Genomic DNA, 25,170 nt, shown 5'->3' on the forward strand with positions numbered 1-25,170 from the left:
GGGCGGCGGTCGCGATCCTGGCGCGGTTCGCGACGGGCCTGGACGAGGCCGAGTCCGACAGGGTCGCGGACCACCTGCCTGCCGGTGCCGGATCGACCACCGGCGCGGCCCCGGAGGACCGGCTCCCCGGGGGCGGGCTCAGGCCCTGCGGCCGTCGCCGTCGTCGGGGCCGTCGCCGGGGCCCCCACGGCGGGCGGCGGCCCGGCGCAGCACCAGCTGGGGCAGGACGAGCCAGGTGGTGGTGAACCACAGCAGGACGGCGGCGCTGAGGGCCCAGGCGACGGTGGTGTCGCCCAGCGCGGTGCGCAGCAGCAGGAGCAGGGCCGCGGCCATGGTCAGGGCCAGGGTGACCAGGCCGACGGCGATGAGGCGGCCGGCGATGTGGATCAGTTCGGGCTTCAGGCCGTGGCCGGCGAGGAAGCGGTGGAAGGCCACGGGGGCGACGAGTGCGCCGGTGGAGACGGCGCCGAGGAGGACGGTGGCCACGTAGAGGTTGCGGTCGAAGTCGGGCAGGGCGGCGAAGCGGGGGGTGAAGGCGACGCCGATGAGGAAGCCGAAGAGGATCTGGGCGCCGGTCTGTGTGACGCGCACCTCCTGGAGCATGTCGGTCCAGAGGCGGTCCGCCCGCTCTGCGGGCGTCTCGTCGCGGCCGGAGCGCGGGGCGGCGGTGTCGCGGTCCGTGGTCACGGGGGGCCTCTCCGGCGCTGCCGGATGTTCCGGCCGGGCCTTGTTCATGCGGGGTGCCCCGCGTCGATGTCCTGCACGTCGCGGAAGGAGAGCGCCCGCGGGTCGCCGCCGGCTCCGGCACCGGCGGTGAGGGGGTCGAGGAGGAACCCGACGTGGTCGCCCCAGTCGGCCCGGTCGCGGATGCGCCCCGCGAACCAGGCGGCGGCGTCCGTGAGGACGGGGACGCCGCCCGGGCCGGGGGTCCAGGCGACGGAGGCGAACTTGTCGACCTCGTCGCCGGTACGGCCGCCGAAGAGTTCGGCGAGGTCGTGACGCCGCCGCGGCAGCGCGTGGACCGCCAGGACGGTGGTGCGCGACGCGACGGCGTAGGTGTGGTTCGCCTTGGAGATCCACACGGTGAACCGGGGCGGCTCGATCGAGCACTGTCCGGCGAAGCCGACCAGGCAGCCCGCCCGGTCCTCGCCGGCCGCCGCGGTGACGACGTGGACCGGGTAGTCGAGCAGCGCGGTGAACGCGTCGAACCCGCTCATGGTGCCGTCTCCTCTCGCGGTGGTGATGCCCGCGTCGCGAGCCCGGGATTCCTCCCGGCGGGCCCGGACCCGGCCGTGCCCGGCTCGGCGCCCCGGTTCGGCGCCCCGGTTCTGTTCCCCGGCTCAGCGCGGCGCCTGCCGGCCCCCGCGCCGGAACCGGACCGCGGCGACGATCAGGGCCACGGCCAGCACCGCGATGCCGGCGAACAGCAGGTAGAGCAGCCCGTCGGCGACCACGCCGACGAGTCCGAGCACGATCGCGACGATGATCAGGAAGAGTACGAGCGCCACGGCCGGCCTCCTTCGGTTCCGTGCGGTGTCCGGCCCGCCGCGCGGTCAGCGCGTCAGGGGCGTCCCTGGGGCCGGTGCGGGCGGCGGCACCGGGTCGGGTCCCGGTCCGGGGATCGGAGGCGACGGCACCGGGGGCACCGGGTCCGGCGGCGCCGGGAACGGCCGGGGGCCGCCCGGGGTCGGATCACCCGGTCCGGGCAGCGGGGGCCCCGGCGCCGGGGGGTGGGTGTCCGGGCCGGGCGGGACGGGGACGGTCATGGTCTCTGGTTCCCTTCAGGACGTCCATCGGCGGGTTGCCGGTGGCCGGGGCTCCACGTCTACCCGGGGTGCGCCGGTCGACACGGCCCCGCGCCGTCGGGTTCGGTCCCGGCCCGGCGGACGAGCGCCCCGCCGGACCCTGCCGGACCCCGGCGAGCCTAGGCGGGCCCCGGCGAGCCTAGGCGGGCCCCGGCGGGCCTAGGTCGGGCGGCCGTCCGGTTGGGCAGGCCGATCCTGGGCAGGCGCGCGGCATGCTGCTGCTCAGACCACCCGGTGTGTACCCGGCCCAGGGCGATACCGCCCTGTTGGCGGAGAGCCTCACCCGCGAGGGACCGCTGCGCGGAGCACGCTGCCTCGACCTGGGGACCGGCACCGGGGCCCTCGCGCTCGCGGCGGCCGACCGGGGCGCCCGGGTGACGGCGGTGGACGTGTCCTGGCTGGCCCTGGCGACCGCGGGCGTGAACGCCTGGCTCCACCGGCACCGGATCCGGCTGTGCCACGGGGACCTCACCGGACCCGTCCGGGGGCGGCGGTTCGACCTGGTGCTCAGCAATCCCCCGTACGTGCCCGCCGAGCGGGCCGGGAGCCCCCGGCGGGGCATCGCGCGGGCCTGGGACGCCGGTCCGGACGGGCGCCTGCTGCTCGACCGGATCTGCCGGGAGGCCCCCGGCCTGCTGACGCGCGACGGGGTGCTGCTCCTGGTGCAGTCCTCGCTCGCCGACGTCCCGGAGACCCTGCGCGCCCTCGGGCGGTCCGGGCTGTCGGCCGAGGTGGTGGCCCGGCGGCGCCAGGTCTTCGGGCCGGTGATGACCGGGCGGGCGGCGTGGTTCGAGAGCCGCGGCCTGATCGACCCGGGCGACCGGGAGGAGGAGCTGGTGGTGATCCGCGGTGCGTGGCCGGCCTGAGCGGCCCGGACCGCCGGAGCCGGCGGGGACCGGCGGGACGGTTCCTCCGGCCCCGCAGGCCCGGTCGGACCGGGTGCGGCGGGTGCGGCCCGTCGAGCGCGGACCGGTGCTGATCGAGGGCCCGGTGGAGATCGTGCTGCCGGACGGCGCCACGGTCCGCTCCGACCGCCCGTTGGTGGCCCTCTGTGCGTGTGGGCGCAGCCGCCGCTACCCGTTCTGCGACACCAGCCACCGCCGCCACCGCCCCGGCGGCTCACCCGCTCCCGTCGAGGGGCCCCCGGCGCACCCCCCGGAGCGGTGACCCCCGGAGCGGTGACCCCCGGAGGGGTGAGCGGCTCACCCGCTCACCCCTCCGGCCCCTCCGGCCCCTCCGGCAGCGGCCCGCCGCGGAGGGAACTGCGCCCCTCGGCCCACGCCTCCGTCAGGTGGGCGGAGAGCCGGTCCTCGGCGAGCGAACCCGCGGCGATCCCGAAGGCGACGTCGCCGGCCAGCCCCGGCTCCGCCGCGAGCAGCGGGGCGATCACGCCGTGCCGGACCAGCTGCTCGTGCACGGCGTCGGCCTCCACGTGCTCCTCGTAGAACCGGGTGCCGGCCGGTCCCGCGCCGAGCCGTCCGAAGGCCTGCGCGAGGCGGGCGGACCCGGGTGAGGAGGTGATCTCCACGGCGGCGAACTGTCCGACCAGCGCACCCCTGAGCGCCCGGTGGAGGCCGAACAGCGACATCAGGTTGACCACCGCCAGCGCCGGGGCGGCCGCCGCGTCGACGTAGCGGCCGTAGATGGGGTCCAGACCGAAGTCCGCCATCATCTCGGCGAAGAGCCGGGAGTGGGCCCGGTCCGGGTGTCCGGCGCCGTACTCGTCGTACTCGACGGCCAGGAAGGCCACCTGCGCCGCCCCGCCCAGCCGGGGCGCCGCCCACAGCTGCGGGTCGGCCTCCTTGAGGTGGTAGAGCGAGCGGTGCACCAGGTACTCGCGGGCCTGCCGGCGCTCGCCGCGGGCGAGCAGGAAGTGGGAGGGGCCGGTGCCGGTGCGCGGTTCGGTGAGCAGCAGGTCGAGCAGGTCGTCCAGCGGGGGCGGCTCGCCGGTCTCCTCCCGTACGGCGGTGAGGAAGTGGCGTTCCAGCTCGCGGCGCAGCCGCAGCAGTTCGGGGTCCCACTCCCAGTCGGGGTCGACGCCCTCGAAGCCGCGGTAGTGCAGCTCGTAGCAGAGGTAGAGGGCCAGGTGCAGGTCCTCGCCCCACGGGTCGTCCGTGCGGTCCGGGGGCGGCCGGAGCCGGTCCGTCCCGCCGGGCCGGCCGGAGGAGAGGGCGGTCAGAACGGCTTCGGAGAGCGGGCCGCGCGCGGCGGGCGGGCCGGGCGGTCGGGGTGTCTCGATCACGGTGACCTCCTTCGGACGCGGGCGGCGGTCAGGCCGCGTCGGTGCGGGTGGTGCCGGGCGGGGTCGCGTCGGTGCGCGTGCGGTCGGTGCGGGTTCCGTTCGGGCGGGTGCGGCCTGTCCGGGCGCCGTCGTCGCGGGCGCCGCCCGGCCGGTCCGCTTCGAGTTCCAGGGTGCAGCACTTGGCTCCGCCCCCGGCCCCGCGGAACTCCGACATGTCGACCCCGACCGGGTCGAAGCCCCGTCCGGAGAGGCGGGTGGCCAGCCGGTCCGCGGTGGAGGGGAGCACGACGTGACGGCCGTCGCTGAAGGCGTTCAGCTCGAAGCGCCCGGCCTCCTCCCGGGTGGCGAGCAGGGCGTCCGGGAAGAGCGACTCCAGGGCCGCCCGGCCCGCCCGGTCGAACGCGCCGGGGTAGTAGGCCGCCTCGGTGTCGCTGAGCACGCACAGCGCGGTGTCGAGGTGGTAGAAGCGCGGGTCCGTCAGCCGCAGGGTGATCACGGGCCGGCCCAGGCGGCGGCGGACCTCGTCGTGCGCCGCGGGCTCGGTGCGGAAGCCGGTCCCGGCGAGCAGGACGCGGCCTGCGGCGAGGATGTCGCCCTGTCCCTCGTTGATGTGCGAGGCCGTGGTGACCTCGGTGAACGCGCGGCCGGTGAACCAGCTCAGGAACGCGGACGCCTCCGGTGCCCGCTCGGGGTGGCGGAAGCGGGAGACCAGCACCCGGCCGTCCACCACCGTCGCCGCGTTGGCGCTGAAGACCATGTCGGGCAGTCCGGGTACGGGGTCGGCGAACTCCACCCGGTGCCCCAGCGAGCGGTACACGCCCACCAGCGCCTCCCACTGGCGGACCGCCCGCGGCCGGTCGACCGGCCGCCCGGGGACCATCCACGGGTTGATCGCGTAGTCCACCGAGAAGTACGTGGGCGGGCACATCAGCAGCCGGCGCCGGCGCGGGGTGCGTACGCGGTCGGACATGGTGGTCACTCCTCCGGGCTCGACGGCCCCTCGACGGCCCCCGGGCGAGCGTCTGCCCACGGCGGGCGTGTCCAGTCGGACCGGGACGGTGCCGGCCGGGACGGACCGAGACGGTGCCGGTCGGACGGTTTCAGGTCCGCGGACGGGAGCAGACGCCCAGGGACGCCGGCGTGACCAGGGCCGGCCCGACCACGGAGGAGCGACACCATGAGCGCCGGCAAGAAGATGAAGAACGTCGCCGAGAAGGCGAAGGGCAAGGCGAAGGAAGCGGTCGGCAACGCGACCGACGACCCGGGCCTGAAGGCCGAGGGCCGGGCCACCCAGGCGAAGAGTGACGTCAAGCAGTCCGCCGAGAAGCTCAAGGACGCCACCAAGCACTGACCGCCCCTGCGGGTCGTCGGGGTGCCCGTCCCGGGTCACCGGGTGCGGGCCCCCGGCCGCAGGAAGGACAGGAGTACGCGCCCGTCCTACGCTGGAATCTCCACGCGGTGCCTCGCACCGCGCCCCGGCCGCCCGCGCGCGGACCGGGGCCTCGGCAGATCGGACCAGCGGGACGCGGATGTCGGAACCGGAGAGCGAGAGCGCCCGGCTGCGGGCCACCATCGACCGGCTGCGCGGTGAGGTGGAGGGCCAGCGCCGTGCCATGCGGACGCGCGCCGTCATCGAGCAGGCCAAGGGCATCCTGATCGAGCGGATCTCGTGCTCCCCGGACGCGGCGTTCGGCCACCTGGTCCGGCTCTCCCAGGACAGCAACCGCAAGCTCGCCGACCTCGCCGCCGACCTCGTCGGCAGCGTCGCGCCGCCGGACCACGACGAGCGCGTCCCGGACGCCGACGGGCACACCGCTGACGGGCACACCACCGGCGCCGCGCCGCCGACGGCCGCGCCTCCGCCGACGGCCGGGCCGTCGGCCCCGCCGGAGAGGCCCGGCCCGGCCCCGGCCCGGCCCGGGGCCGGTGCTCCCGCGGTCCGGGGCGACTTCGCCGCCCGGTACCACATGGCCGCCTCCGCGCTCGCCTCGGCCGAGTCGCCCGACGAGCTCGCCGCCCTGCTCACCGAGGTGGCCCTCGCCCCGCTGGGCGTCGGTGCGGTCGCCCTCACCGTGCTGGAGCCCGACGGCGCGCTGCGGCTGGTGGCCAGCCACGGGGTCCCCTCCCACCAGCTCAGCCAGTGGCAGCGCATCCCTCCGCAGACGTCCCTGCCGCTGACCGACGCCGCGCGCGGCGGGACCACCGTCTGGGTGAGGCGTTCCGAGTTCGGCGCGCGGTACCCCGACCTGAAGGGCGAGGACCTCGTCCCCGGCGACACCGTCTGCGCACTGCCGCTGCGCACCGGCGAGCGGCTGATCGGCGCGATGAAGCTCGGCTGGCCCGGGACGTTCCGCGCGGACCGGGCCACCGAGCACCACCTGTCCGCGCTGGCCCGGCTGTGCGCCGCCCAGTTGCTGCGGGTGCTCGTCCCCGGCGGGGAGGGAGGGCCGGTGCCCGCCGGGGAGCCGTGGTTCCGGGCGGTGCTGGACGCCCTCCTCGATCCGGTCCTGATCCTGCACACCGTCCGCGCGCCCGCGGGGAAGGTCACCGACCTGCGCGTCGTGCACGCCAACGCCGCCACCGTCGACCTGGCCGGCCGCACCGGCCAGGACATCACCGGCCGGTTGCTCGGCGAGCTCTACCCGGGCATGGTCGCCTCCGGTGCCTTCCAGCACCTGCTCGACGTCGCGGCCTCCGGTGTGCCGTACCGCAGGGAGGCGGAGCAGTACGTCGAGATCGTCGGCGGAGCCGTCCACGGCTCCACGATGACGCTGCACGCCACGCCGTTCCTCGACGGGATCCTGGTCAGCTGGCGCACCCACGACGAGCAGGAACGCCGGGAGCAGCAGCTGGCCCAGGCCCAGCGGCTGGCCGGCCTCGGCACCTGGCAGTGGGAGGTCTCCCCGGCGCGGCTCGACTGCTCGGCCGAGGTCTTCCGGCTGCTCGGCCTGCCGGAGCGGCCCGCGCCCGGCACGCTGGCCCCGGCCGAGGCGGAGGCCGCCGTCGCGCCGGCCGACCGCGCCGCCGTCCGGGCCCTCGCGGAACGCCTGCTGGGCGGGCTCGCCTCCGCCGCGTTCGAGTTCCGGGTGATCCGTGCCGACGGCGCCGTCCGGACGGTCCGGGCGATCGCCGAGACCGTCCCCGGGAGCCGGGACGGCGACGTGCTCGCCGTGCGCGGCGTCATCCAGGACGTGACCGCCTGGCGGCACACCGAGTGGGCGCTCGCCGACACCCGGGCCAGGCTCGCCGAGCAGGTCCGCCGGACGGCCGTCGAGCACCGCGCCGTCCGGGCGCTCCGGCACGCGCTCACGGACGTTCCCGGCGGCCCGCCCGCGCGCAACCTCGACGTGGCGGCGCGCTACGTGCCGGCCGGGAGCGACCCCCAGGTCGGCGGCGACTGGTACGACGTCCTCACCCTTCCCGACGGGACGGTCCTCACCGTGGTCGGCGACGTCTCCGGGCACGGCCTTCAGGCCGCCGCGGGCATGGCGCAGCTGCGCGACGCCCTGCGCGGCCTGGCCTTCACCGACGCCGGACCGGACCGGCTGCTCCAGCTCCTCAACCGGATGCTCTGCCACCTCGGCGGCGGTTTCGTCGCCACCGCCGTCTGCGGCCGGCTCGACCCCGCCGCCCGCACCCTGACCTGGGCCAGGGCCGGGCACCTGCCGCCCCTGCTGGTCCACGACGGCGTCGCCCGCTACCTCGACCCGCCGCCGGGACCGCTGCTCGGGGCCGACCCGGCCGCCGTCCACCGCAGCACCGTGCTGACGCTCGAACCGGACGACCTGGTGCTGCTCTTCACCGACGGACTGGTCGAGCGGCGCGACGAGGGCCTCGACCGAGGACTCGGGCGGCTGCTCGGGGCGGTCGAGGAGTACAGGGCGCCGGGGCTCCAGGGCTGCCTCGACCACGTGCTGCGCCGGCTCCGGGCCCCCAACCCGGACGACGACACCTGCGTCGTCGGCGTCCGGCTGACCTGAGCGCCCACCCGGGGGCGGTGCCCGCCCGCCCGGCCGGACCCGGCGGGCGCCGCCGCCCCGCAACCGGTGGCGGGATCGCCGATTGAAGGGCCGGGATCGGGAAAGGCGCAGGGTGGGCCTCCGCACCGGCGGAGAGCGACAACGTGGGGGGTGGAACGGAGACCGTCGTGATCGTCCTCGGAGTCATCCTCCTCGTCATCGGGTTCGTCACCGGTGTTTCCATCCTGTGGACCATCGGCCTCGTCCTGGTTCTCATCGGTGTGGTCCTCTGGATCATGGGCGCAGTCGGCCACGAGGTCGGCGGACGCCGCCACTACTGGTAACGGGGGAGCTGCATCGAGGAGGGCCGCAGCGGCCGGGGCGAGGGGCACCGCCCCGACCGGGAACCGAAGCTCCCGTCCGACCTCGCAGCACCGTGACCGTCCCGCCCGGCGACCGTGCCGGGCGGGACGGCCGTCCCGCGGCCGACACCGTCTGCCGGTCCTCCTTCGGCGCGGGCCGGCGCGAGGCCGAGCACCACGACGGCCGCTACGGACCGGACTCCGCCCGGACCGGCGGCCGGACCTTCCGGGCCTACGGCACCATCCCCGACAACACCCGCTTCCGGGTCGCGATCGACGACCAGCCCGCCAACCCCTGGAACTGACCCCCGTCCGGTGCCCCGGCCGCCGCGCGACCTCACGTCGCGCGGCGGCCGGGGTATACCGGTCGTGCACCGTCGGGTGGCCGCGTACCCTGTCGCGGATGGAGATCCGTATCGCCTCCGACGAGGACTGGCCGACCATCTATCCGTTCTACTCCGCGATCATGGCCGAGGGCCGGTCGTACGCGTTCCCCGAGCGGCAGAGCCTGGAGGAGGCGAGGCCGTGGTGGATGGAGCCGCCGCCGGGGCGGACGGTGGTGGCCGTGGTGGACGGGGTGGTCGCGGGTTCGGCGAAGATGGGGCCGAACAAGCCCGGGCGGGGCGCGCACATCGGGACCGGCTCGTTCCTGGTCGACCCGGCGTACCAGGGGCGGGGGATCGGCCGGGCGCTCGGCGAGTACGTCGTCGCCTGGCACCGCGCGCAGGGGTTCCGCGGGATCCAGTTCAACGCGGTCGTGGAGGTCAACGAGCCCGCGGTGCACCTCTGGACGTCGCTGGGCTTCGAGGTGGTCGGCACCGTCCCGGGGACCTTCGACCACCCCGAACACGGGCTGGTCGGCCAGCATGTGATGTTCCGTCGGCTCTGACGGCCGGGCGCGCCCCGGGCGGCTCCGGGGCGACGCGGCGGGAACCGGGCCGACCGGCCCGGTTCCCGTTCACGGCTTCGCGGCGGGTGCCGCCCGGTCAGCGGCGCAGCGGGCCCTCGCAGGTGTAGTCGGCGGTGCCGGCCCGGCCGGCGGGCCAGACGTCGACCTTGCCGAACCAGCAGTTCATGTCGGCCAGGTTGTTGGCGGCGCCGCCACCGCGGGCGAGGAGGTAGTAGTCGATGGTCCCGGACATGTCCTTGCGGGTCTGCCCGGCGTCGGCGGGGTTGGTGAGGTTGGCGGTGATCCGGCCGGAGCAGGTGAACCGCATGGTGTTGTTCCAGTCGGCGTTGTCCTTGCAGACCGGCGCGTTCTGGGTCGACCGGGTGAAGGCGTCCCGCACCTCGGAGGCCCAGGCGTAGCTGAGTTGGCCGTTGGAGGTGTAGGTGGTGACGGGCACGTACAGGCCGGGGAGGCGCCCGATGGCGGCGTCGAGGTAGGCGGTGTAGTCGCGCTGGAGGCCGGCGTCCCGGCCGAGGCGGTCGCGCCAGGCGTTGTAGCCGGCGAGGTCGTCGGCGCGCAGCAGGCGGTACATCTCGGCGAGCTGGTCGGAGTGCCGTTCGCCGAGCATGTTGAAGAAGGTGGCCGCGTACGGGTAGGCGCGGAACTGGTACCCGGACCAGGTGGCGTGCAGGATCTGGTCGACCGTCAGGCGTGTCAGGCCGCCCCGGTCCTCGGCGGCGATCTGGTCGACCATGGTCCGCCGGGCCTTGACGCCGTCCTTGGAAGTCGAGCCGGCGAAGTACTCGGCGGTGCCCTCGTTCATCGTGAAGGTGGCGTCGGAGGGCCAGCGGTCGGTGTAGCCGGTCTCCGGGATGGCCCAGCGGGCGTTGAGGTAGTGGGTGTACTCGTGGCGGAACAGTTCCTCCAGGCTGAAGGTCGACTCCAGGGAGGTCCGCTGGTAGGTGTAGAAGGTCGAGGGGGCCTCCAGGAACATGCCGCCGTTCTCGACGTCGCTGATCCCGAAGAGCAGGTACTGCAGGGACTTGTAGTTGGCCTTGGTGTCGTACAGGCGCACCGTGAGGACCGGGTGGTCGTCGTCGGCGAGCGGCCGGTCGGTGCCGATCACCCGGAAGAACTGCGCCTTGACCTGCTTGGTCGCGTAGTAGAGCTGGTCGGCGGTGGCGCGGTCGAGGGGGGTGCGGACGATCAGGGTGCCGTTGTCGTAGCTGTAGGTGTGGGGGAAGACCTCCCGTTCGAGGTCGGCCCGGCAGGCGTCGTGCCCGCCGCAGATGCCGGTGTCGTTGACGAGGACGGCGATGTTGTTCCACGGGGCGCTGAGCCGGCCGAAGGTGTTCCGGAGGCTGGTGATCATCGCACCGGCGTTGGCCTTCAGTTCGGGCCTGATCGACTCGACGGCGTGGAGCCGGGAGTACTCCGACATCGCGTCGCGGACGGCCCACTCGCTCTCGGTGCCCTTGAGGTGGGTGTAGCCGGCGTACGCGCGGAGGGCCTCCCGGAAGGAGGGGGCGGCGGCCACGGCGGCCTGGTAGCGGCCCTGGTCCTCGACGACGTTGTTGATGCCCTGGAAGTTGATCTGGAGGGCGCTCTGCACCGCCCAGTTCCAGCCGCGGTCGCCGACGGCGGGGCCGCCGGGGGCGAAGGACTTCAGGACCCGCTCGGTGAGCGGCAGGCGCCCGGGGCGCAGCCTGGGTGCGGTGGAGGTCTGGAGCAGCTCGCCCATGGCGAGGCCGTTCGCGGTGGTCGGCTCGAAGACCCGCGGGTTGGCGGTGTAGGCGGCGATCGCCCGCTCGATCGCGGTGGTGGTGGTGTCGTCGTTGAAGTCGAGTTCGTCGTGGCCGTAGTCGAAGAGGACCGCGACGTGCAGGTAGTACCAGAGCCCTTGCTGGTTCAGGTTGTTGGTGGCGTCGAAGCGCGGCGCGAGGGTGCTGATCCGGTCGGCGACCGCGCGGACGTGCGCGGTGGTGAAGACCTTGGCGAGCTCCGGACGCCAGCCGCCCAGCAGCGGGCGCAGACAGTCGTCGTAGCCGTGGGAGGGGTCGGCGAGGAAGTCCGCCAGGGCGGCCGGGCCGAGCGAGGCGAAGGCGGCCGGGGAGCAGGCCGCGCCCTGGTCGGCGGCGAGGGGGGTGGGGGCGCTCGCAGGGTCGGCGACCGGCTGCCCGGCGGTCGTCGTCGGCTGCATCGCGGCGGTGCCCGGAGCGCCCTCCGGGCCGGGGGCGCCCGGCGAAGCCTGGCCGGGTGCGTGCGCGACCTCTCCGTGGGGGCCGGTGGCCGGCTGCGGCGCCGGGGCCGCGGCGGGCGCGGGGAGGGCGGTGGTCGAGGGGGTGGCGGCCCGGGCGCTCTGGATGAGCGGGGCCGCGAGGGTGACGGCGAGTGCCGCGGAGAGCAGGACCGTGCGCAGACGTGGAGCGGTGGGGGTCACCGGGACTCCTGAAGGTGTGAGGGCGTGCTGATGGGGTGGTGCCGTGGGGTGCGCGAACCACCACGCAGGGCCGGGGGATGGGGGAGGCGGCCGTGCACATACCCGTGCGGGCCGGTCGGTGGCGGTCGGCGGAGCCGTGCCGGAACCGGGGCGCAGCGGGGTCCGAGGTGGGGGTGAAGGAAGCCGGCGTTGGGGCGTCGACTCATCGATAAGTAAAATAGTAATGTCAAATTGCATTGCGCAAGTAGGTGTTGTGAGGAGTTCGGGCGCAGGGTAACGAGAGGGTCTCGGACTGCGGGTTCGTCGCGCAAAGGTCTTGACGCGGACTCCGCGGCGGGCGTTTGCTGGCACCCGCTCAACCAGAACTGATTGGTTCTGTTTGTTTGTGTGTATTTGAACGTTCAAATCGAGGGTGAGGCCATGACGGTGCTGGTTGTGCCGGAGTATCTGCGGCAGTTCGCCGAGCCGTCCGGCTACGTCGACTTCGCGAGGTTCGGGCCGGTCTCGGCCCGGGTCGCCGAGGTGCTGGCCCGAACCGCGGGGCGGCTCCACCGCGAGGGCTGGGAGGTCCTGGAGGGCCTCGACGCGCAGACGGAGGCGGCGGCGCGGACGGCGGGCGAGGTGCTCGGCTGTGCGCCGCACGAGATCGCGTTCGTCAGCTCGACCTCGCACGGCATGTTCGCCGCCGCCCACGCGCTCGGCGCCGCCGGGTCGGCCGGCGGGACGGTGCTGATGAGCCGGTCCGACTTCCCCGGCGCGCTCTACCCCTGGCTGCGCGCGGAGGGCAACGGCGGGCTGACGGTCCGTCAGCTGGACGGCCCGCTGACGGCGGACATCGTCCGGGCCGCCCTGGACGAGCGGGTGCACGCGGTCTCGGTCTGCGCGGTCGACGCCGCCACCGGGACCCGGGCGCCGATCGCCGCGATCAAGGAGGCGATCGGCCCGCACCGCGTCCTGGTCGTGGACGCCATCCAGGCGCTCGGTGCCGTCGAGTTCGCCGCCGACGCGGCGGACGTGCTGGTGGCGGGTGGTCAGAAATGGCTGCGGGCCGGCTGGGGCGCCGCCGTCCTGATGGTCCGTGACCGGGTGGCCGGGCGGCTGGCCCCGGGGCTCGGCGGATGGTCCGGCGTCGTCGACCCGATCGAGGCCCCCGGTCACCCCTGCCCCGCGCGGCCGGGAGCCGTCGCGCACACCGTCACCAACCCGGACGGCCCCGCCGTCGCGGCCCTGGGCGAGGCCCTCGCCCTGGTTCGGGACGTCGGCGTCGGCCGGATCAACGCGTTGATCGGCGAGGCGCTCGACGAGCTGCTCGGCACCGCCCGCGCCGTCGGCGCCGAGACCCTCGGCGGCGAGCGGACGGGCGGCGAGATGCCCGGCGTGAGCGGGATCGCGCGGGTCCGGCTGCCCGGCGCCGACCCCGCGGCCGTCCACCGCACGCTCGCGGAGGCCGGCCTCTCGACCACCCTGCGCGGCGGCTGGATCCGGCTGTCGCCGCACGCCAGCACCGGCCCGGCGGCGGCCGGGCTGCTGGGCGACGCGCTGCGATCCGCCCGCACCCTCCTGACCGCCTGACCGCCTGACCGCCTGACCGGGTGAACGTCGGCACCGCCGGCACCTGCCTGACCGCCTGACCGCCGGTATCGCCGGCACCCGCCTGACCGCCCGACCGCGTGACCGCCTGACCGCCTGACTGCGTGACCGTCCGACCGTCGTGGCACCGTTCGACCGCGTCCGTCCACCCCCGGCGCCGCCCCCCACCCCGGGCCGGGCCTCGCGCCGCCTGCACCGCCCGTTCCGCCCGACCGGCGAACGGCCGTCGCGCCACCCGACTCGCGGACGACCCGCGCCGCCGGACCGGGTGGGGCGCCCCCACCCCGGCTCTCCGCCCACCCCACCCGCTGTTCCCGCTCGATGCCGTTCCCCCCTCCTGAAAGGCATGCCATGTCACACCTCTCCCGTCGTGACCTCCTGCGGGCCTCCGGCGCGGGCCTGCTGGCCCTCTCCGCCGGTGGCGCCCTGTCCGCCTGCGGAGGCTCCGACTCCGGCTCCTCCGGCGGGGACGCCGCCACCGGAACCATCACCGTCTGGTCCTGGACGACGGCGGCCGAGGCGCTGCGCGGTGTGGTCCCCGCGTTCGAGAAGGACAACCCCGGCATCAAGGTCGACGTCCAGGACGTCGGCAACCCGGCGATCTGGGACAAGATCACGGTCGGCCTCGCGGCCGGCGGCCAGGGCCTCGCCGACGTCCTCCACATCGGTTGCGACTACCTGCCCGGCTACCTGGAGAAGTTCCCCGGCGGCCTGGCCGACCTGTCGGCCCTCGGCGCCGACGGCTACAAGGACAAGTTCGCCCAGGGTCTCTGGCCGGCCGTCGCCGACAAGGAGGGCCGCACCCGTGCGCTCCCCTGGGAGGTCAACGCGCAGGGCTTCTTCTACCGCAACGACATGTTCGACCGGGCCGGCATCGACCCGACCACGTTCCAGACCTGGGACGACGTGCTCGCCGTGGCCGAGAAGTTCAAGGCCGCCAACCCCGGCGTCGCCCTGATCGGCATCAACAAGTCCGGCACCCCCTCCTCCGACCTCGACTTCCTGCAGTCGCTGATGCAGCAGCAGGGCGCCTTCTACTTCGACCTCAAGGGCGACATCACCGTCTCCTCGCCGGAGGCGGTCCGGGCGCTGACCCTGCTCAAGCGCCTCGACGACGCCGGCCTGATCCTCGACTCCGCCAGCGCCACCATCTGGCGCAGCCAGATCAAGGAGGGCAAGATCGGCGCCAACCCGCTGGCGTCCTGGGGCGCGCACTGGATCGAGACCAAGTTCCCCGAGCAGAGCGGCAACTGGCGCCTCACCCGGCCGCCGGCGGTCACCCCCGGCGGCAAGCGCACCGCCATCGTCAACTCCACCCACCTGGCCGTCTCCGCGACCAGCCCCCGGCGCACCGCGGCCTGGAAGTTCGTCGAGTACGCCCTCACCCGGCCGGCCTCGGTCAACTCGATGTTCTCCGCCGGCGGCGTCTTCCCCGCGCTCACCGCGGCCTACCAGGACCCGATCTACACCGCGCCCAACGCCTACTACGGCGGCCAGCCCGTCCTCAAGACCTTCACCGACCTGCTCGGCGAGGGCGGCGACGCCACCAACTACTCCGGCGACTTCGCCCGCGCCCTCAAGCTCGTCAACGACGCCCAGGCCAAGGTGCTCACCAAGGGCGCCGATCCGGCCGCGGCCCTCCAGGACGCCGCCAAGCAGCTGGCCCAGCAGACCGGACGCAAGATCAAGTGACGACCGCCCTCCGCCCCGCCGCCCCGCCCCGGGCCGCGGCGTCGCCGCCCTCCCGGCGCCGCGCGATGCTCCGCCGCCGGGCCCTGCCCTACCTGCTCCTCGCCCCCGCGCTGGTCACGTTCGGGGTGTTCAAGGCCTACCCGATCGTGTCCTCGCTGCTGCTGTCGCTGACCACCGGCTCCGGCGCGAACACCCGCAACGCCGGGCTGGCCAACTACCGCAAGCTGCTGGACGATCCGCTGTTCTGGACGGCACTGGGCAACACCGCCCGGATCCTCGTCGTGCAGGTCCCGTTGATGCTCGCGCTCGCGCTCGGGCTCTCGGTCGCCCTCCACGCGGCGCTCGTCCGCTTCCGCACCGTCTGGCGGTTGGGCATCTTCATGCCGGCCGTGACGGGCCTGGTCGCCACCGGTGTGGTGTTCGCCTTCCTCCTCGACAGCGACCGCGGCGCCGTCAACAGCCTGCTCGAAGCCGTCGGCCTGTCCGGCGTCGACTGGCTCGGCGACGGCTTCTGGGCCCGGATGGCCGTCGTCATGGTCCTCACCTGGCACTACACCGGCTACAACGCCGTCATCTACCTGGCCGGCCTGCAGGGCATCCCGAAGGAGCTGTACGAGGCCGCCATGGTGGACGGCGCCGGCCCGCTGCGCCGGTTCCTCTCGATCACCGTGCCGGCGCTGCGGCCCGTCCTGCTGTTCACCGTGGTGCTCTCCACCATCGGCACCCTCCAGCTGTTCGACGAGCCGTACGTCCTCACCCGCGGCGGCCCCGACAACGCCACCCTCACCGTCTCCATGTACCTGTACGACAACGGCTTCCGCTACTTCGACTTCGGCTACGCCTCCGCCATCGCCTACGCGCTCACCCTGCTCGTCTCGGTGCTCGGCGCGGTCCAGATGCGCCTGATGGGAGAACGTGAATGACCCTGACGACGCGAGCGACCCGCGTGGCGCCCCCGGCCCCGGCGGCATCGGGGAAGGGGCTCCGCGACCGGATGCGCGGCTGGCCCACGACCCTCCTCCTGGCCGCCGTCACCGGAGTGTCCGTCGCCCCCTTCTACTGGCTGGTGATCTCCGCCACCCACAGCGACGCCGACATCTTCTCCTGGCCGCCCAAGCTGCTGCCCGGCTCCCACCTCGGCGAGAACCTCTCGCACCTGAACGCGAAGATCGGCCTCGGCCGGGTCCTCCTCAACTCCCTGCTCGTCGCCGGTGTGCAGACCCTCGGCGCGCTCGTGGTCGCGCTGCTCGCCGGCTACGCCTTCGCCAAGTTCCGGTTCCCCGGCCGGACGGTGCTGTTCGTCGTCCTGCTCTCCACCCTGGTGGTGCCGGACCAGGTGCTGCTGGTTCCGCTCTTCAAGATGATGATGTCGTTCGGCCTGATGGACAGCTACCAGGCCCTCATCCTGCCCGGCCTCTGCGTGCCCTTCGCGATCTTCCTGATGCGGCAGGCCCTGGCCGGCATGCCGGACGAACTCCTCGACGCCGCCCGGGTGGACGGCGCGGGCGAACTCCGGGTGCTGTTCGGGGTGGTCGTCCCGGTCATGCGCCCCGTCCTGGCCGCGCTGGGCATCTTCCTCTTCCTCGGTTCGTGGAACAGCTTCGTCTGGCCGCTGATCGCCCTGCGCAGCTCCGACATGCACACCCTGCCGGTCGCCCTGGCGACGCTCCACGGCATGAAGAGCAACACCGACTACGGCCTGATCCTCGCCGGGACCGCACTGTCCACCCTGCCCATGATGGTCCTCTTCCTGGCCCTTCAGCGGCAGTTCATCTCCGGCCTGCTGGCCGGCGCCACGAAAGGCTGACCATGGAACCGCCCACGAGCGAGCAGACCGAGACGACCGAGCAGACCGACCACGAGGAGATCTGGGAGCCGCACGCCCCCGCCACCACCGCCCGTCCCCGCCGGGTGGCCGCCGACGGCATCGACCTGCTGGTCACCGGCGAGGCGAGCGTCCGCACGGTGGACGAGGGCGTCATCGAGGTCACCGCCGAGGACCTCGGCGAGGTCCGGATCGAATGGCGCACGCCCTGCGTCGACGCCACCGCCTTCTGGACCCCCGAGGCCCGCGGCACCGGCTGGCTGCCCGCCGCCTGGAGCGCCCCGCGCCGGGTCACCCTCTCCCGTGGCGCCCCCGTCGCCGCCCTGATCGGCACCGGTGACACCGCGGTCTGCGCCTTCGCCGCCGACCGGGAGGACGTCCTGGCCGGCGCCGGAGTCGTGGAGGAGACCGGGGAGTTCCGGTACTGGGTCCAGGCCACCGGCCGGCTGACCGTCCGGATCGACACCTCCGGCCGGCACTACGCCCGCTGCCTGGCCGCCATCGCCGGCTGGTGGTGGTCCGGCCGGACCGCGAACGTCCCCGACGTCGCCCGCCGCCCCGCCTACTCCACCTGGTACTCGCTGCACCAGAACATCACCCCGGAGGCGGTCGAACGGCAGGCCGCCCTCGGCAAGGAACTCGGCCTCGACACGATCATCGTCGACGACGGCTGGATGACCGCCGACCGCACCCGCGGCTACGCCCACTGCGGGGACTGGGAACCCCACTCCCTGCCCGACACCGCCGCCCACGTCGGCCGCGTCCACGACCTCGGCGTCCGCTACCTGCTCTGGTACGCGCTCCCGTTCATCGGCAAGGACAGCGCCGCCTGGGACGCCCTCTCCGGCTACGCGCTCACCAGCGCCGACCACATGGGTGCCGTCGTCGCGGACCCCCGCTACCCGAAGGTCCGCCGGCACCTCGCCGACAGCCTCGCCCGCGCCGTCGAGGAGTGGGGGATGGACGGGCTGAAGGTCGACTTCGTCGACTGGTTCGGCGTCCAGGACCCGCCGGCCGCCGGACCCGAGGCGGACTGCACGACCGTCGACGAGGGCCTCCACCTGCTGCTCGCCGAGATCCGCCGACGGGTCGACGCGGCCTGCTCCGAGGGCATGATCGAGCACCGCCAGCCGTACGTCAGCCCCGGGCTCTGGCCCTACGCCACCATGATCCGGGCCACCGACTGCCCGCTCAGCCCGCAGGAGAACCGCCAGCGCACCATCGACACCCGGCTGATCGCCGGACCGCTCGCCGTCCACGCCGACATGCTGATGTGGCACCCCGCCGAGCCCCCCGAGCAGCTCGCCGTCCACCTCATCAACGTCCTCTTCGCCGTCCCGCAGATCTCCGTCGACCTCGCCGTCCAGACGCCCGCCCAGCGGGAGGCCCTCGCCTTCTGGCTCGGTGTCGTCCGCGAGCACGTCGGCACCCTGCAGCTCGGCGACCTGCGGCCGGCCCGGCCCGACCTCGGCTACCCGATGGTCACCGCGACCGGATCCGGGACGGGCACCACCGTCGTCGCCCGCTACGCGCCGCTGCCGGTCGACGCGGGCGCCGGTGCCGGTCCGTGGCGTAGCCTGCTGGTCGCCAATGCCGACGCCGACCCCGACGTGCGCCTCGTCGGCGGCCGGGGCACGGCCGAGGCCACCGTCCAGGACGCCCGCGGGCGGACCGTCCACCAGGGGACCGTCGACCTCGTGGAGGGCGGGGTCACGGTCGTCGTCCCCCGGGGCGGACTGCTGACGCTGCGCCGCCCGGCGCAGGACCCGCACGGCGACCACTGATCCAGCGACCGGAGCACCGATGACCGAGGGAACACGCCCCGCGCGCCGCGCCACCACCATCGCGGACGTCGCCCGCGCGGCCGGCGTGTCCCGGCAGACCGTCTCCAACGCGCTCAACGCCCCGCACCGCGTCCACCCGGACACGCTCGCCCGGGTCACCGCGGCCATCGACCGGTTCGGCTACCGGCCGGACCAGTCGGCCCGCTCGCTGCGGACCGGCGAACGGCGCACCATCGGCTACCTCGCGCCGGTGGACGACCCGTTCGACCCGAACCCGCTGATGGCGGGTTTCCTGGAAGCCCTGGTGGACGCGGCCGGCGCGGAGGGCCACCGGGTCCTGCTGGTCCGCGCGGCACCGGGGGAGGCGCGGACCCGGGCCGCGATCGACGACCTGGTGGCGGCCCGCCAGGTGGACGGGCTGGTCCTCGCGGACGTGCTCCCCGAGGACGCCCGGGTCGCCCACGCGGCCCGGGTCGGCGTCCCGTTCGCCTCCTTCGGCCGCACCGCGCCGGGGCTGCCCCAGCACTGGGTGGACATCGACAACGCGGCGGCCACGGCGGAGATCGCCCGCCACCTCGCGGAGCGCGGCCACCGGCGGGTCGGCTTCGTCGGCTCGGTGGTGCGGACACCCGGGGGGCCGGCCGACGGGCCGGCCGACGGGGCCGGGTCGTCCCCGCGTCCGCAGGCGGGCCCGGACGCGGGTCCGGGGTCCGTGGCGGGGGCGCCGGTGGAGCTGCCGTGGCTGGCGGCGCGCCGTGCGGGCTTCCACCGGGAGGCGCGCCGGCTCGGCCTGGAGGTCGTGCCGGTGCCGGAGGCCGGGTCGCTCCGCACCCTGCTGCGGGGCCGAGACCGGCCCACCGCCCTCGCCGCCGACAACGACCTGGCGGCCCTCGACGTCTACGAGGCCGCCCGGGCCGAGGGCCTGCTGGTCGGCCGCGACCTCGCGGTCACCGGCTTCCACGACACTCCGCTCGGCCGGCACCTGTATCCCCCGCTCACCTCGGTCCGGCTGCCGCTGCGCGGCATCGCGGCCGCGCTGGTGGGGCTGCTCCTGGCCCAGGTACGGGGCGAACAGGTGACCGGGGCCGGGCTCGAACTGCCCACCGAACTCGTCGTGCGGGCGAGTTCGGGCTGAGCCCGGCCTCCGGGCGGGACCCCGGCCCCGTGTGGGACCGGGCCGGGGTGGTCCCCGGGTCCGGTGTGGGGCCGGGCCCGGGGACCGACCGCAGACCGGTCCGGCCGCACCGTCCTGCCCGCCTGGCCCTGCCGGGGCCGGAGAGCTGGATCGAGGTCAACGGCCGTGCTCGGCACCGCCGTTGACCTGGATGATCTGGGCGGTCACATGGCCGGCGGACGGCGCGGCCAGCCAGCGGGCGGTCTCCGCGACGTCGGCCGGGCGCCCGGCCCGGCGGGTGTCGGCCTGGGCGACCAGGGTCGCCTCGCGCTCGGCGGAGAGCTCGCCGCGGAAGAACTCCGTGTCGGCGACGTAGCCGGGGGCGATCACGTTCACCGTGATGCCCCGGGGGCCCAACTGGGCGGACAGGTCGTAGGCGTACGGGTGGAGGGCGGCCTTGGCGGCGCCGTAGGAGCCCGAGCCGGATCCCCGGTACGCGGCGATCGAACCGATCAGGAGGACCCGGCCGCCGGGTGCCGCGAGCCGTTCCCTGAGCGCCTCGGTGAGCAGGACGGCGGTGAGGGTGTTGGCGCGGAAGTTCTCCTGCCACTCCCGGGCCGCCCCGGCGAGAGCGTCCGGCCGGTCGGCCGGTGAGCCCAGAGCCGCGTTGCCCCCCGCGGCGTTGACCAGCACGTCGACCCGCTCCCACCGCTCGCCGATGCTCCGCGCCACCCGCCCGGCCCCGTCCGGGTCGGACAGGTCGGCCGTCAGCCCGACTGGCACCGGTGCGCCGGGATGTGCGGCGCGCAGCCGGTCGACGGCCCGGTCGAGCACCTCGGTGCGCCGTCCGACCAGGACCACCTGCTCGCCGTCGCCCGCGAAGGCCCCCGCGACGGCGTACCCGATCCCGGTGCCTCCGCCGCTCACCACCACCACCCGAGTCATCCGCCGGGCCTCCCTCGTCGTCGACGGGGACCGGTTGCCCGGTCCGGTGTCCGTGCGCGCCCGCTCGGCGCGCCCGGTCCCGCCAGCGTACTGATCACCGGCGCGGGCGCGGCGCGGTGTGCGGCGGTGTGCGCAGGATCGACACGGAGCGGTCATCCCGGTTCTCGGGAGCACGAGTTGACGTAGTGTGGACGTCACGCGGCGGACATCGAGGACCGGAGGACGCCATGCGCCGGATCGCGATCGCCGGAGCGGGTCAGGCGGGCCTCCAGCTCGCGCTGGGCCTGCTCGCGGCGGGCGGGTACGAGGTCACGGTGGTGTCGGCCCGGACGCCCGGGCAGCTGCGCGGCGGTCCGGTGCTCTCGACGCAGGCGATGTTCGGTCCGGCGCTGCGGATCGAACGGGCGGCCGGACTGGACCTGTGGGCCGGAGCGGCCCCGGCCGTCCGGAGCGTGGACGCCGTACTGGTGCCCGAACCGGGCGTTCGCGCCCTGGAGTTCACCATGACGCTGACCGAGCCCGCGCAGTCGGTCGACCAGCGGCTGAAGATGGCGCGCTGGCTGGAGCTGGTCGCCGAGCGCGGCGGCCGGGTCGAGTACCGGAGCCTGGACCGGCCCGGTCTGCGGCGGGTGGCAGAGGCGCACGAGCTGACGGTCGTCGCCGTCGGCCGGGGCGGACTGTCCGGGATCTTCGCGCCGGACACCGCCCGCTCGCCGTTCGACGCGCCGCAGCGCACGCTGGCCGCGCTGTACGCGCACGGGGTCGGCAGACCCGATCCGTCGGCCGGGCCGAGGGTGCGGATGCACGCCGTCCCCGGCGTCGGGGAGCTGTACCTCCAGCCGGCGCTGACCCTGTCGGGCCCGTGCGACATCCTGCTCTGGGAGGCCGTCCCCGGCAGCCCGTTCGACTGCTTCGCCGACCGCCCGGAACCGGCCGAACAGCTGCTCCGGATCAGGGAGTTGCTGCGCACGTACCTGCCGTGGGAGGCGGACCTCTGGTCGGCCGCCGAGCCCACCGACGCCGGGGCGGCCCTGTACGGGGCGCTCACCCCGGCGGTGCGGCGTCCGGTCGCGCACCTGGACGGCGCCACGGGCGGCGGCGCCGACGGGGTGGCCGTGCTCGGCATCGGCGACGTGCTGGTGGTGAACGACCCGATCACCGGCCAGGGCGCGAACAGTGCGGCCCGGGCGGCCGACGCCTACCTGGCGGCGATCACCGGGCGGGGCGGGGCTGCGTTCACACCGGAGTGGATGCACGCCACCTTCGAGGACTTCTGGCACCGGCACGCCCGCCACACGGTCGACTTCACCACGGCGATGCTGACCATGCCCGACCACCTCCAGGCGGTGTTCGGGGCCGCCGCCGCGTACGAGCCGGTGGCCCGCAGGCTCGCCGACACCTACGCCGATCCCGTCGACCACGCCGCGTGGCTGGCCTCGCCCGAACTGACGGCGGCCTACCTGGCCGCGGTCGCCGCCGCGCCGGACGGCCCGGTGCCGTAGCCCGCCGCGGCCACCGCCCGACCGCCCGCTCGCCCCGACCGCTCGCCCCCGCTCGCCCGACCGCCCCGCCCGTCAGTTGCCGTCGCCGACCCGCAGCTCGGTGGCGATCTGGCGGCGCCCGGCGACCAGGGCCTCGGCGAGGACCCCGGCCGCGACCAGCGCGGCGAGGCCGAGCGTCGGCGGCACCACGGCCCAGCCGCTCACCGGCAGGCCCGGCGGCACGCGGGTGCCGAGCAGGGCGGAGAGGTCGAAGACCGGCCCGAGCACGGCGACGGCGGTCAGCGCCGCCAGTGCGCCGCCGGCCGCGGCGAGCAGCGTCTGGGGCAGCGTCTCGGTGAGGATGAGGGCCAGCCCCTGCCGGGGACGCAGGCCCATGGTGCGCAGCCGGGCCAGCGACGCGGCGCGGTCGGGGGCGGCCCGGAGCAGGGTGAGCAGCACGGCGAGCAGGGCGAACGCCCCGGCGCCGGCCGTGGCGGCCCGGAAGATCCGCGAGGCGGCGTGCTGGAGGGGGTCGGTGGTGAGCTCGGCGACGAACTCCTCACTGGTGTACATCAGGTACCCCTCGGGGAGGGAGTCGGCGTTCGGTCCGGCGGGCCGGATGCCGGTGAGCCTCGCCGTGTCGGCGACGATCTCGGTCACCGGCAGCTGGTGCGCCAGCCGCCGCACGGCGTCCGCGTCGATGTCGCCGACGGCGTACCAGTAGGTGCGGCGGGCGAGTTCGGGCAGCAGGGCGACGGCGGGTCCGGCCGGGAGCACCACGAACGGGCGGGTCGAGTCGCGCAGCGCGGGGGTGGCGTCGACGGTGGCGGTCCGGGCGGCGGAGATCTCGCCGTTGCTGCCGAAGCGGAGCCGGCGGGCGTCGGCGTCGCCGCCGAGCGCGGCGACCAGGCCGGCGGAGTACAGCGCGGGGACGGGGGTGTCCGGTGGGCCGGACGGCTCGGGGACCCCGCCCGCGGGGGCCGCCGCCGCGGCGCCGCCGAGCCTCTCCGGGTCGAAGACGCCCCGGCCGAGCGAGCGCGAGATGGCGGCGTAGGCGACCGGGTCGACCACCACGGCGGTGATCGTGAGCGGGCGGTCGCCGGGCCGGAGCACGACGGCGTCGGTCTCCAGGAAGACGGCGGTGGCGGCCGTGACCCCGGGCAGGGCGCCGGCGGCGGCGGTGAAGGAGTCCGGCAGGGTGACGCCGGTCGGTCCGCTCAGCATGACGTCGCCGCCGACGGCGACGCGCGAGCTGCGCACCCGGCCGGAGTCGACCGCGTCGATCATGTCGGCCCCGAAGCCGGCCGTGGTGACGGCGAGCAGCAGGGCGAACACCGGGAGGACGGTGGGGCGCGGGCGGTCGCCGGTGCCGCGCGCGGCGCGGGCCAGGCCGAGGAAGCCGACGACGCCGCGCCGCCGTCCGACCAGCCGGGCCAGCGAGCCGACCAGCAGCGGCTGGATGCGCGCGATCAGCAGACCGGCGGCGAGCGCGATCAGCAGCGGGGTGGTGACCACCAGCGGATCGAGGCCGCTGCCGGCCGGGGTGACGCCGCGCCGTCTGACCTCGGCCACGGCCGCCACCGTGACGGCCAGTACGGCGAGTTCGCCGACCAGCCGGCGCCGGCCGTCGGTCGGGCGGGGGCCGGAGAGCAGCATCGCGGCGCGCAGCGGGAAGGCGACCAGGGAGACCAGCGCCACGGTCGTGCCGGCCAGCACGGAGGCGCCCCAGCGCGGGGTCGGCAGCAGCAGGAGGGCGAGCGCCAGGCCCAGGCCGGCGGCGGGGAGCACCGTCACGGCGCCCTCGCCGAGCAGCCGGCGCAGCACGCCGCCCTGCGAGCCGCCGCGGGCCCGGAGCAGCCGGATCTCCGCGGTGCGCCGGTCGGCGGCCAGTGCGGCGGCCAGGAGGAGCACCACCGCGACGACCCCGGCGAGCCCGGCCGGGCCGATCGCCGCCAGCGGGGCGGCGGCCTCCCGGCGTTCGGCGGCCAGGGTGAACAGCTGCGGCAGCAGGGAGACGGTGCGCAGGTCGGGCCGGCCGGTGGTGGTCATCAGGCCGGCGGCGGTCGGGCCGGTCAGGTAGGAGTTGATCTCGGTCTCGGCCCGGGGGAGCCGGTCCACGCGCAGCGAGTCCGGGTCGACCGGCTGCCGCCAGAAGGCGTGCCCGCCCCGGGCCCACTCGACGAGCCGGGTCAGCGACTCGTCGCCGACGACGCCGGTGGTCTGCCAGGCGCGCAGCTTCTCGTTGGTGAGGGGGAGTTCCAGGCAGCCGCGGGTCACGCAGCCGAGGTCGGTCCAGTACGGGTCGGCCTCGTCGTGGGCGGAGTAGAAACCGACGACCTCGACCCCCAGCTCCGGCGCGGGGTTGCCGAACTCCTCGGTGAGCACGTCGCCCAGGTGGATGCTCAGCTTCTCGGCGGCGTGCGCCGAGACCGCGATCGGCAGCGGCCGGTCGCGCGGGGCGCCGGTCGGCCACCGGCCGGCGACCAGGGTGGCGTGCTCGGCGATCTTCGCCAGGTTGAGCAGCCGCAGCGACGGCGAGAGGCCGTCGGGGCGGGCGAGGCCCGGGTTGCCGAGGGGCGTGGGCTTGGCGCCGAACACGCCGTAGACCGGGCCGCTGTCGGCGATGCGGAACTCTCCGCCGGTCCGGGAGGCGAGGTCGGCGGCGACGGCGGCCAGGGCGGCGGTGTCGTCGCCGTCCCGGATCTCGGAGGTGGTGTACAGGCTGGTCCCGCTCGCGTTGCGGGAGTGCAGGAAGTCGCGCAGGGCCGCGTCCGCGCCGAGGTCCACGGCCCGGGGCAGCGCCGCGGTGAGGAACACGGCGGCGAGGACCAGGACGGCGTTGAGGACGGCCGTGGACCGTGCGGACCGCAGCCGGGTGCGGACCCACGGCGCGGGCAGGTGCTCGACGCGGACCGGTTCGAGGGTCTGGCCTTGCATCCCGCGTCTCCTGCCCCCGTACGCCCCGCTCCCGTGCACGGACGCCACACCGATTCCGGTGTCGGACCACCGGATAGCGGACGATGCTGTCAGATCCGTGTACGG

Annotated in this window: 22 protein-coding genes; 14 read left to right on the forward strand and 8 right to left on the reverse strand. The window is 75.3% G+C overall.

Annotation, left to right across the window (positions count from 1 at the left end):
- Window positions 1–138: 138 nt before the first annotated feature.
- From PUR56_RS35040 to PUR56_RS35050, 3 genes are all read right to left on the reverse strand, one after another.
- Entirely contained in the window at window positions 139–687 is a 549-nt protein-coding gene (locus PUR56_RS35040; RefSeq protein WP_329951928.1) for a DUF6328 family protein, read from the reverse strand.
- A gap of 44 nt (window positions 688–731) precedes the next feature.
- Complete coding sequence (locus tag PUR56_RS35045) at window positions 732–1,217, reverse strand: flavin reductase family protein (RefSeq protein WP_329951929.1); 486 nt, start codon at window positions 1,215–1,217, stop codon at window positions 732–734.
- A gap of 123 nt (window positions 1,218–1,340) precedes the next feature.
- Window positions 1,341–1,508: a hypothetical protein gene (locus PUR56_RS35050; protein WP_329951930.1), complete on the reverse strand. Its 168-nt coding sequence runs from the start codon at window positions 1,506–1,508 to the stop codon at window positions 1,341–1,343.
- A 509-nt stretch (window positions 1,509–2,017) separates the two neighbouring features.
- On the opposite strand from PUR56_RS35050, the gene PUR56_RS35055 reads away from it, so the two are divergent.
- A complete protein-coding gene (locus tag PUR56_RS35055) occupies window positions 2,018–2,671 on the forward strand; it encodes a HemK2/MTQ2 family protein methyltransferase (protein WP_329951931.1) in 654 nt (217 codons plus the stop codon).
- 82 nt (window positions 2,672–2,753) lie between these two features.
- Window positions 2,754–2,972 (forward strand): CDGSH iron-sulfur domain-containing protein, encoded by a 219-nt coding sequence (locus PUR56_RS35060; protein WP_380363416.1) that lies wholly within the window; start codon window positions 2,754–2,756, stop codon window positions 2,970–2,972.
- Between the two features lie 43 nt (window positions 2,973–3,015).
- Here PUR56_RS35060 and PUR56_RS35065 read toward each other — a convergent pair whose 3' ends face one another.
- Entirely contained in the window at window positions 3,016–4,047 is a 1,032-nt protein-coding gene (locus tag PUR56_RS35065) for an iron-containing redox enzyme family protein (RefSeq protein ID WP_329951932.1), read from the reverse strand.
- A 28-nt stretch (window positions 4,048–4,075) separates the two neighbouring features.
- Window positions 4,076–5,017 carry a dimethylargininase gene (gene ddaH / locus PUR56_RS35070; protein WP_329951933.1) on the reverse strand — a complete coding sequence of 314 codons (942 nt, stop codon included), beginning with the start codon at window positions 5,015–5,017 and terminating at the stop codon, window positions 4,076–4,078.
- 207 nt (window positions 5,018–5,224) lie between these two features.
- Between ddaH and PUR56_RS35075 the strand changes: the two genes are divergently transcribed.
- The 5 genes from PUR56_RS35075 (at window position 5,225) to PUR56_RS35095 (ending at window position 9,257) form a co-directional block, all read left to right on the forward strand.
- Window positions 5,225–5,398, forward strand: a complete 174-nt coding sequence (locus PUR56_RS35075) for a CsbD family protein (RefSeq protein WP_329878132.1) — start codon at window positions 5,225–5,227, stop codon at window positions 5,396–5,398.
- Window positions 5,399–5,576: 178 nt separating this feature from the next.
- Window positions 5,577–8,027 (forward strand): SpoIIE family protein phosphatase, encoded by a 2,451-nt coding sequence (locus PUR56_RS35080; protein WP_329951934.1) that lies wholly within the window; start codon window positions 5,577–5,579, stop codon window positions 8,025–8,027.
- Window positions 8,028–8,194: 167 nt separating this feature from the next.
- A complete protein-coding gene (locus PUR56_RS35085; protein ID WP_329878134.1) occupies window positions 8,195–8,350 on the forward strand; it encodes a DUF6131 family protein in 156 nt (51 codons plus the stop codon).
- Between the two features lie 92 nt (window positions 8,351–8,442).
- Window positions 8,443–8,673 carry a hypothetical protein gene (locus tag PUR56_RS35090; protein WP_329951935.1) on the forward strand — a complete coding sequence of 77 codons (231 nt, stop codon included), beginning with the start codon at window positions 8,443–8,445 and terminating at the stop codon, window positions 8,671–8,673.
- A 98-nt stretch (window positions 8,674–8,771) separates the two neighbouring features.
- Window positions 8,772–9,257 (forward strand): GNAT family N-acetyltransferase, encoded by a 486-nt coding sequence (locus tag PUR56_RS35095; protein ID WP_329878135.1) that lies wholly within the window; start codon window positions 8,772–8,774, stop codon window positions 9,255–9,257.
- Window positions 9,258–9,354: 97 nt separating this feature from the next.
- Here PUR56_RS35095 and PUR56_RS35100 read toward each other — a convergent pair whose 3' ends face one another.
- Window positions 9,355–11,697: a collagenase gene (locus PUR56_RS35100; protein WP_329951936.1), complete on the reverse strand. Its 2,343-nt coding sequence runs from the start codon at window positions 11,695–11,697 to the stop codon at window positions 9,355–9,357.
- A gap of 420 nt (window positions 11,698–12,117) precedes the next feature.
- On the opposite strand from PUR56_RS35100, the gene PUR56_RS35105 reads away from it, so the two are divergent.
- The 6 genes from PUR56_RS35105 (at window position 12,118) to PUR56_RS35130 (ending at window position 19,723) form a co-directional block, all read left to right on the forward strand.
- Window positions 12,118–13,269, forward strand: coding sequence for an aminotransferase class V-fold PLP-dependent enzyme (locus PUR56_RS35105; protein WP_329951937.1), 1,152 nt, complete (start codon window positions 12,118–12,120; stop codon window positions 13,267–13,269).
- 369 nt (window positions 13,270–13,638) lie between these two features.
- On the forward strand, window positions 13,639–14,979 hold the full coding sequence (locus tag PUR56_RS35110) for an ABC transporter substrate-binding protein (RefSeq protein ID WP_329878141.1): 1,341 nt from the start codon (window positions 13,639–13,641) through the stop codon (window positions 14,977–14,979).
- 65 nt (window positions 14,980–15,044) lie between these two features.
- Window positions 15,045–15,902: a carbohydrate ABC transporter permease gene (locus PUR56_RS35115; protein ID WP_380361815.1), complete on the forward strand. Its 858-nt coding sequence runs from the start codon at window positions 15,045–15,047 to the stop codon at window positions 15,900–15,902.
- On the forward strand, window positions 15,899–16,786 hold the full coding sequence (locus tag PUR56_RS35120; protein WP_329951939.1) for a carbohydrate ABC transporter permease: 888 nt from the start codon (window positions 15,899–15,901) through the stop codon (window positions 16,784–16,786). The genes PUR56_RS35115 and PUR56_RS35120 overlap by 4 nt, the downstream gene beginning before the upstream one ends.
- Before the next feature lie 2 nt (window positions 16,787–16,788).
- On the forward strand, window positions 16,789–18,588 hold the full coding sequence (locus tag PUR56_RS35125) for a glycoside hydrolase family 36 protein (RefSeq protein WP_329951940.1): 1,800 nt from the start codon (window positions 16,789–16,791) through the stop codon (window positions 18,586–18,588).
- Window positions 18,589–18,607: 19 nt separating this feature from the next.
- Window positions 18,608–19,723, forward strand: a complete 1,116-nt coding sequence (locus PUR56_RS35130; protein WP_329951941.1) for a LacI family DNA-binding transcriptional regulator — start codon at window positions 18,608–18,610, stop codon at window positions 19,721–19,723.
- Window positions 19,724–19,879: 156 nt separating this feature from the next.
- Here PUR56_RS35130 and PUR56_RS35135 read toward each other — a convergent pair whose 3' ends face one another.
- Window positions 19,880–20,647 carry an SDR family NAD(P)-dependent oxidoreductase gene (locus tag PUR56_RS35135; RefSeq protein ID WP_329951942.1) on the reverse strand — a complete coding sequence of 256 codons (768 nt, stop codon included), beginning with the start codon at window positions 20,645–20,647 and terminating at the stop codon, window positions 19,880–19,882.
- Between the two features lie 227 nt (window positions 20,648–20,874).
- Here PUR56_RS35135 and PUR56_RS35140 point away from each other — a divergent pair, with 227 nt between their 5' ends.
- Window positions 20,875–22,149 carry a styrene monooxygenase/indole monooxygenase family protein gene (locus PUR56_RS35140; protein ID WP_329951943.1) on the forward strand — a complete coding sequence of 425 codons (1,275 nt, stop codon included), beginning with the start codon at window positions 20,875–20,877 and terminating at the stop codon, window positions 22,147–22,149.
- Between the two features lie 72 nt (window positions 22,150–22,221).
- Here the strand turns inward: PUR56_RS35140 and PUR56_RS35145 are convergent, their stop codons facing one another.
- Complete coding sequence (locus tag PUR56_RS35145; protein WP_329951944.1) at window positions 22,222–25,065, reverse strand: hypothetical protein; 2,844 nt, start codon at window positions 25,063–25,065, stop codon at window positions 22,222–22,224.
- Between the last annotated feature and the right edge of the window lie 105 nt (window positions 25,066–25,170).

The organism is Streptomyces sp. BE303, from assembly GCF_036290945.1.
Lineage (GTDB): Bacteria > Actinomycetota > Actinomycetes > Streptomycetales > Streptomycetaceae > Kitasatospora.